Source organism: Acinetobacter sp. YH12070, assembly GCF_013419625.1.
Classification (GTDB): domain Bacteria; phylum Pseudomonadota; class Gammaproteobacteria; order Pseudomonadales; family Moraxellaceae; genus Acinetobacter; species Acinetobacter amyesii.
On record NZ_VOZT01000086.1, the window covers coordinates 1 to 8,295 of the forward strand.

The 8,295-nt window shown below is 35.9% G+C and carries 7 protein-coding genes; 1 reads left to right on the plus strand and 6 read right to left on the minus strand.

Going from position 1 to position 8,295, the window contains the following annotated elements:
* Positions 1-458 precede the first annotated feature (458 nt).
* The 5 genes from FTU17_RS16100 to FTU17_RS16120 all read right to left on the minus strand — a co-directional run bounded on the left by FTU17_RS16100 (position 459) and on the right by FTU17_RS16120 (position 4,885).
* Positions 459-2,990 (minus strand): relaxase/mobilization nuclease domain-containing protein, encoded by a 2,532-nt coding sequence (locus tag FTU17_RS16100; protein WP_218946026.1) that lies wholly within the window; start codon positions 2,988-2,990, stop codon positions 459-461.
* The gene (mobC, locus tag FTU17_RS16105) at positions 2,974-3,462 is read right to left on the minus strand and encodes a plasmid mobilization relaxosome protein MobC (protein WP_159124546.1); all 489 of its coding nucleotides are present in this window, start codon (positions 3,460-3,462) and stop codon (positions 2,974-2,976) included. The genes FTU17_RS16100 and mobC overlap by 17 nt, the downstream gene beginning before the upstream one ends.
* Before the next feature lie 309 nt (positions 3,463-3,771).
* Complete coding sequence (locus tag FTU17_RS16110; protein WP_159124550.1) at positions 3,772-4,191, minus strand: hypothetical protein; 420 nt, start codon at positions 4,189-4,191, stop codon at positions 3,772-3,774.
* A gap of 126 nt (positions 4,192-4,317) precedes the next feature.
* Entirely contained in the window at positions 4,318-4,599 is a 282-nt protein-coding gene (locus FTU17_RS16115; protein ID WP_159124547.1) for a type II toxin-antitoxin system YafQ family toxin, read from the minus strand.
* Positions 4,592-4,885: a type II toxin-antitoxin system RelB/DinJ family antitoxin gene (locus tag FTU17_RS16120; protein ID WP_159124548.1), complete on the minus strand. Its 294-nt coding sequence runs from the start codon at positions 4,883-4,885 to the stop codon at positions 4,592-4,594. Before FTU17_RS16120 ends, FTU17_RS16115 begins: the two co-directional genes overlap by 8 nt.
* A gap of 381 nt (positions 4,886-5,266) precedes the next feature.
* Here FTU17_RS16120 and FTU17_RS16125 point away from each other — a divergent pair, with 381 nt between their 5' ends.
* Positions 5,267-6,835, plus strand: coding sequence for an ATP-binding cassette domain-containing protein (locus FTU17_RS16125; protein ID WP_159124549.1), 1,569 nt, complete (start codon positions 5,267-5,269; stop codon positions 6,833-6,835).
* A 220-nt stretch (positions 6,836-7,055) separates the two neighbouring features.
* Here FTU17_RS16125 and FTU17_RS16130 read toward each other — a convergent pair whose 3' ends face one another.
* On the minus strand, positions 7,056-7,991 hold the full coding sequence (locus tag FTU17_RS16130; protein WP_159124544.1) for a replication initiation protein: 936 nt from the start codon (positions 7,989-7,991) through the stop codon (positions 7,056-7,058).
* Between the last annotated feature and the right edge of the window lie 304 nt (positions 7,992-8,295).

Consider the following 8,295-nt stretch of genomic DNA (forward strand, 5'->3'; position numbering starts at 1 on the left):
TTTAGTTCATGCCATTTGTAGTTTTTTAAAGTCTGAAAGCCTTGCTATATGTGGTCTGGAAGGGTGTCTAAAAGTATTTAAAAGCTTTTTAAAAGAATAAAAGAGAATTAAAGGAAAAATCAAAGGCTATGGCACTCGCTTCGCTCGTGTCGTTTCAAAAGCAAAACCAAGAGCAAAAAGATTGATAATGCATTCGCTATGCTCATGCTTTTTTAAGATCAAAAGCCCCAAAGTTCGCACCCATTCGGGATGCTCTGTACTTACCGTTTTAGATTAAAAGGGAGTTTGTAATCAGGGAAAAGGCGTTGCTGAAATTTTTATGATGCTCAATCGCTCGTAGACACTCGCTTGGTTTAAACCTGTGAGGTTCAAAAAGAAAAAAACAAAGCGAACGGAGTGTGAGTGACATAAAGATAAATCGCTCATTCCCCCTCTGATTACTGTTTTGCTGAATTAGATTAAAAATCTAATTCAAAATCATTTTTAGGTTTTGGTTTATGCTCAGGTTCATAAGTTTGTTGAGAAGTATTCTGTCTAGGCAATGGATTTTTAATTTCGTAAATATCACTTTTAATAGTCTCAAAACTCTTTAAACACGCTTGATATGATTCTCTTTGCTGTTTCAAATGGTCGTTTTGAGGCTCTAAAATCTTCTCACATTTCAGATATTTCAGCATTTGATTGTCATTTTTGATCATTTTCTCAAATTTATCGTATTCCCATTCGTGGATATTTGAACGTGCACGGCTAATGTACGTTTCTAAATTTTTAGATTTTTTCTTTATGTAATCAATCAATTGTAGTGGGTTTTTATTGTTATAGGCCTCCTGTTGCTTGTCGCATAGTTCTTTGTGATAACCAACGTAATCGGGGTAATAACCGTCACTTCGCAAGTAACTGAAATTCGTAGCCGGTTTTGGCTTGAGTCGAATTTCCGCTACTGTGGTTTCTAGTCGTTCAAGTTGTTGATTAACGCTATTAATCTTTCTACAGTTTCCCCAAGCGTATTGATCTGCTTGCTTTGCGTCTCCAAATCTTCGTAAAAGTTGTTGGGTACTTTCAATTGCAAGATTTTCGAGAGTGCTTTCTCGATGTCCGCCTGCTGTGTGCCAATTGTCATTTGAATGGGTCTTAATTCTATCTTCACCAAGTCGCTGACAATGCTGTTTAAATCCAGTTGATTTAATGCTCTCGCTAATTGCGTTTGTAATTGGGTCTTCAAGTTTTCTTGAAATGCTTGCTGTAACTGCTCCGAAAAGTTGCCCTGCTCTAGCTTTGAAAGCTCTGCTTTCAGTGTCAAAATTAAGGCTTGCTGTGCTTCTTTCTCTGTATTCAGATTGCTGATTTTGCTCTTTAGACTCAGCTCGACTTCGCTGTAGTCGCTCAAAATGGTCTTTAATGAATCGATTTGTTGACTCAAAACCTTGTTTTGCTCGGCTAACAAGTTGTTTTGTTGCATCAATAAGCTGTTTTGCTCTGTCAAAAATTGGTCGATTTCGGTCTGCATGATCTAGTTCCGTATTTGTTTCAAGTAGTTGATCTGGTTTGTAATCACTTGTGAATTCTGTTGAATCATTTGCTCTTGTGCTTTGATTGTTTTTAAATTTGTATTGGCTTGATAGCCTAGATATAAAATTATTAAAAGAATCAGCAGTCCAAAAGCTATCATCCCCCATAGGATGTGTGTTGCTCTCTGGTTGCCCAATTTTTCCGTCAAAAGGCTCTGCAACTGACTCTCTATTGTCTCTCTCTGCCCCTCTATCGCTTGCTGTACTTGGTGTTGAATGCTGTTCTGCAGGAGCTTTTCGTCGATTCTGAGGCTCTGCAACTGCTTGTTGACTTGAGCCTGTAGAGCGTGAATTGAGGTTGAAAACGAATCTATGCTCGATTTCACTTTTGATATTTCCGATAGGTCTATATTCGCTAACTGCGTTTGCAGTGCGTCTATTTGCTCCGTATAGCTCGCTGTTAGCGATTTTATGGCTTTGGGTGATAGATTCCCTATTTCGGTCAAAATCGCTCTGAGATGCGATTTTATGGCCGATGTTGTCTGCTGTACTTCGTTTAAAAGTATAGTGCTGTTGGTGATAGGTCTCTCGCTTTGCTCGATAGTCATCTCGAACGTTTTCAGCGTTTCGGAGAGCTGTTGCAAGCTCTGCTGTAGTTGGTCGGCTTTCTGCTGCTGCTCTGAGATGCTCTGAATAAGCGTTAATTTCGAATTGTTCATGATAAAAGTCGCCTCTAAGTCGATGTCTTTTGCCACTTTTCAAAGTGGCAGTTAAGTATTCTTTACTTTGTTTGACCGATGCGATTCCTTCCAGTTGCTCAATACACTGGACAATATCTGCTCTGTTTTTTACTGTCAGAGTCCTTAAAAATGTTTGTACGTAGTTATCAACGAGCTTGCCAAACTGCTTTTTTGTAAGCGCCTCAAGATCTTGACCTGTAAAAATATTTTTAGCTTGAGCGTTGAGTTTTGCGACATAGTTTGGCTCTTGTGTCGTTTTCATCAAAAGCAGATCATCGGGGCGTGACCACTGGTACTTTGTGTTGAAGTAATCACGTAAAGAATCAAAATGCTTTTCATGGCCGGGTGGGGCAATATTGAGTGATTTACCGCTTTGAATATCTAGGCGTGGTGCTAGAACGTGGATATGCTTCGAGCCGTCATCGTCTGTGTGAAGCACGGCAAAAAGGTGGTACTGTGAGGGATCTAGTCCCGAAAAAGCATGCTTTTCAAACTCGTCTAAGACTTCTTTTATTTGTTCATCTGTCGGACTGTCTTCTTTTGACCATGCGATCACGCCACTGGTGTACTTCCACAAATGTGGACTTGAGTCACAGATGGCGTTAAATGTAGTCGCATCACCACGCAAAACATCAACACCTGCCCGAACATTGCCAAGATGATCGAACTTATCTAAAACATACGCTGAAGCGTGTGCGGCCGATCCTTTACCGTGATTTAAAAATTTAATATGCACTTTCATCCTCCTCAGCAAGCTGTATCGAAGACAATTGCTTTTTAAGCCTTTCAGGGCTTTGTCTGCTGATTTTCGGAAGTGCAGGAAATACTTGTTCTAACTCGGTTTGAATGCCTTTTAAAACTGAAAAAATGCTGAAAATATCTAACTTGCGTTGCTCTTGCGGATCAGCATTTTTGATGATGTTCAATGCTCGTGCAATTTGGTTTAAGTTGTTCCCGATTTTGGATAGCTCAAGCAGTAAAGCAGGATCTGTTTTTTGATAGCGTTTAACCACTTCAATCACTGTTTTAACTTTGAGTCTAGGCTTCCTTTCATATTCTTCTGGTCGTCTTACGGTTACAGCATCTTGCATGATTTCCCTTTGAATTAAAGAGAGAATGAAGTCTGTAAAATTCGTGTTCTCTTTTTCGAGGTGCTGCTCAAGTTGTTCTAGCTGTAACTCTGTGAGTCTGAAAATTTTAGTTTTATTTCGCATATACACATCCCACTAACAGGCTTTTGGTTTTGCTTTTAAGTCAACTTTGTTGACTTGCCCATCTTGATGGGCTTGGGGTCTTAGGGGTTTCCCCTAACAAGTCCCTGTATATCAAAATTCGAAGAATTTTGTATATACAGGTAGGCTTGCTTATCTTATTTAGTCATCTAATAGTATTCTACTATATCGTGAAAGATTTATATAAAAAGATCAAAAAAAGGGTTTATCAGCTAATAATACCTAAATTTGTATATGAGTTTTTATGTTGAAATTATGATGGAAATGGGGACTGGCTCATTTACATAACTTTTAAAGGGGAGAAGCAATCCAATAGCCGTAGGTAGAACAAACTTCAGGAATAAAGCGAGTAACAGATTTTGGTATTACTGATGACGGCCCTCCACTAAGGATAATTTCATTACCTATAAAAACTTTATGATTATTAAATTTATTGGTGATGCTAATCCTACCGTCCTTTGTATATTCTAACTCATGATTATTAGCCCAAATAATAAATGAACCGGTATCACTACCAAGCCGAATACAACCATAAGGATCTACATGCAATTTCCCACCAGTAATGGTTACTCTTGAACCAGAATTAGCATGTTTAATAAAAATGATAGGTTTTACTGACTCTATGGAGTTAGATACGGGTTGGGACTTCGCTATACAACCAGTAAGCAATGTAATAATTATAAAAATTTGAGCTAAATTTTTTATTCTCATATTGAACTCTTTGAAGGCCATGCAATGCTTAGCTTCTTTTCAAACTTTCTTATCGTGCAACTAGCGTAAAGTAGCTCGATGCTTTGAAACATGGCTAAAGCCATATTTCAAAGCATCGAGCTAAAATTAGCCAAAAATCTCTGAATGGCTATCTAACTGGTGTAACTCTAAAATGTCATCCCCTACGAGCCTGTAAATCAAGACTAAATCAGGTTTAACGTGACAATCTCGACAATTCTTAAACTCAGCACCACCTTTTAATGGGTGATCTAGGTATTTTTCAGGCAATGGACTATTAGCAACTAAACAGTCCAGTACCTCAGCCCATTCAGCCGTAACTAAATCTAAGTAACGTCTTTTAATATTTCGTTTAAATGAGTTGGTTACGATGATCTTTCGTTTAGCCATGAGCTTCATCCGACATGGCTTTGATTGCTTCTTCTACTGTTTCGTACTCGGTGTACTCCCCATTTTCAATCTCTTTAAGAGATTGAAGCAACTTTGCTACTGCTGTTGGGGTCAGAGTTGGTTCTTTCGCATAGTCAAAAGCTAATGGAACAGTTCTTGTTTTCACCACCTGATTTAAAAAAAGTTTAAATGCTTGTGGCATTGTTAAACCATATTCTTCAAAAATATGATTTGCATTATCCCTCAAGTCTTCTTCTAAACGCATATTAAAATTGACTGCGGACATGGTTAATTCCTCTAAAAACCAATAATGTAAAGACAATATAAGGCATTATCTTTACATTTTCATTACTTTTGATGTAATAAATGGTTTCTAATCGCTAAATTTCGTATAATCGCCATTATGTTAAATAACTTTTAGAAGCTTTAGTACAAGCTTGACAGATTGTCTTATCATTATAAAATAACCTTATTCAAATCATCCTCCCAAGAGTAACGCCAATGAAGTAAGTCATTTTCTCATCATTATTTTTAAACTTTTGATGTGCAAAATAGATTCTACTTGTGGCTATATATTCTTGGTCTCTACTTTATATCCTAAATAATATATTGTTTTTTATAAGTTAATCTTCACTATTTTGCATATCCTCTACATGAGGAATTTTTTATGCAACATGCATGTATTGCTTCAAACTTAAATTTAGAATTTTCTACACAGAAAATGTTTGATCAGCTAAACATTACGCTTTTATCAGGACAGGTTTCTGCATTAATTGGACGTAATGGTTTAGGTAAATCCCTATTGTTCAGAATATTAGATCAAAGCCAAGCTTTAGATATTCATTATAGTGGTCAAGTTTCATGGAATATCCAACATGATTATTTGGCACAATTAGAACGCCTTAATGCTGAAAATATTGCACAAGCATTAGAGGTAGATCATTTACATCATGCTTTTCGGCGTATAGAGAACAATACAGCTAGTTTTGATGATTATGAGTTAGTTGAAAATACCTGGGATTTACCACAAAAATGGCAAAATATACTTGAAAATGCTGACTTACCTACGGATTTGAACTTTCCAACAGAAAAACTGAGTGAAGGACAAAAAACAAAGCTGGCTTTATGTCGTTTGTTTTTAAAAAAGGATCACTATCTACTTTTAGATGAACCAAGCAACCATTTAGACTCAACATCTAGACAATGGTTAATTGAGAGTATTTTGGCACACCCTAGTGGTGTATGCCTGATTAGTCATGATCGCCAATTACTCAATCAAGTCCAACATATTTATGCTTTAACTGAATTAGGCTTACAACACTACAAAGGTAATTATGAGCATTACATTCAACAGCATCAGCTACACATGGATGCATTAACTCAGTCTATTAATAATGAGAAAAAAGAATTAAAGCAGTTAAAACAACGGCAACATGATAGCTTAATGAAAGCGAATAAACGTCAATCTAAAGGCAATGAACTTCGTGATTCTAATTCTCAAGCAAAGATTTTTCTAGATTTCAAAAAGGAAAATGCTGGACAAAGCTTAGGTAAGCTACGTGCCCAACAAACTCGACAAACTGATGATTTGAAAAATAGTCTGATTAATAGGCAGACCATTGTAGAAAAAATCAAAGCTCAGAAGTTTGAATTCCACTTACAGAGTACGAAGCAAGGAGAGATTTTAAGAATTCATGATTTAAAGCTACCCCATACAGCAACAAATAAAATTAATTTTGCATTGAAAGCTGGCGAAAAAATCCATCTTAAAGGTGCTAATGGAATTGGTAAATCAACCTTATTGAAATTGATTTCTACCCATCAACGTGATGATATTTTCTTTAGTGGAACATGTTTGTATTTAGATCAAAACTTTAGTTTATTAAATAATGATTTATCCGTAATCGAAAACCTTGCACTTTATAACTCCAATCTTACTGAAGTTGAGTGGAGAAATTTGTTAGGTCAGTTACGTATTCGTCGTGAAAAAGCTTTATTAAAACTATCAGAACTGAGTGGTGGTGAAAAATTGAAAGTCGCATTATTAGCAATGAGTCACTATCCTGATGGTATTGATTTATTATTGCTTGATGAACCAGAAAATCATTTAGATATTGAGTCTAGAGAGCTTCTATCGCAGGCTATTAGCCAATATCAGGGCGCTGTAATTTTAGTTTCACATGATCATTTTTTTGTTGAACAGTGTGAAATATCTGAAGAGTATTTAATTGAGTAAAATGACATTTTCAAATATATAGATTTATTAGTTCTACTAAAATTAACATAATACACCTTATACGAAATGCTTCTTTTTATTTCATATAAATCATAGTTTTATCGTATAGCAAAAAGCCCAACCCTCTCCGATTGGGCTTTTTTAATGATTGTTCACGTTCCACGCTTAGTATTTAAGCAATGTTTCACGGGATTTGTTAGCTCATATGGATAATCTGATTTTATGGTTTGAAATCCGTTTTTTGATGTAGAGCCTTCAAAATTCGTTTAGCCGTTTCTTCCCTTACACTTTTTGGATCTCGTAAAATCCCACTAATCCAAATCGCAAAAGTAGGATAGTCAGGAAAATTACTTAGATCAGAAAGTTCAGAAAGTTTAGATAGAATAGTGCTGTATTTATTAATTTGGGGATCTGACATATTACAAAATAGCTCTACTGTCTTTGTCTCTCTCTCGGGTGCTATGAGTTTTGGCTTAGGCTTCTCTTTCACAATAAACTTGAAACCAACCACAGACCGTCCTTGTTTAACGTTTTCATAAGTGAGTTCAATGTCTGTATTAGCTGTAATTTCATCTAATGAAGGCTTAATTACACGGTCTTTTAAATTACATAGCTTGTCGTAGGACTTTGGCAAACCTAACTCAGTTTTTATATGCTCTAAGGACATTTCAAATTGTCCCATAGCTTGATATTTTTTTGCTAAATGATATAGGTCGAACGAGTAGTCTTTTTTCAGACTGAGTACGATGTCTTTCTTGTACTTAGTGTATGGATTTAATTTGTCGAACTCTTTGAGCATCAAAAGAACTTCCTCTGGGAAGCATATGGATATTGAACCATTCTCATATATTGCTCTAATGACCCAGTTACAGTAGGTTTTTTTCTTATTATCACCATAGGAAAAATAACGTCTTAACAGGTTTTTACTCGCTTCTTCCATTTGCGAATACGCTGAGTTGGTTTTTATACCGCATTCTTTTGCAAAGCTCTCTGATGTTATGGTGATTGCATCTTTTTCAGTTGCATCAATTATCCGAGCTATAGGACTAGCAAGAATTAATAAGCGTTTTTCATCAATACTCATGCTTTTAAAGCACTCTTGAATCGTATTCTGCATAACAACCCAAGATACAGGGTATGTTTTTTTATAATCCATGAAACTACATTCCGCAAGAAGTAGTTTTTTATATCATATTGATTTATTTTTGCACACGATTTTTGTAGTTTTTAACATAAAACTACATTAAATATAGTGTAGTTTAGTTCATGCCATTTGTAGTTTCTAATCATGCCATTTGTAGTTTCTAATGTGCCAAAATCATGCCATTTGTAGTTTAGTTCATGCCATTTGTAGTTTTTTAAAGTCTGAAAGCCTTGCTATATGTGGTCTGGAAGGGTGTCTAAAAGTATTTAAAAGCTTTTTAAAAGAATAAAAGAGAATTAAAGGAAAAATCAAAGGC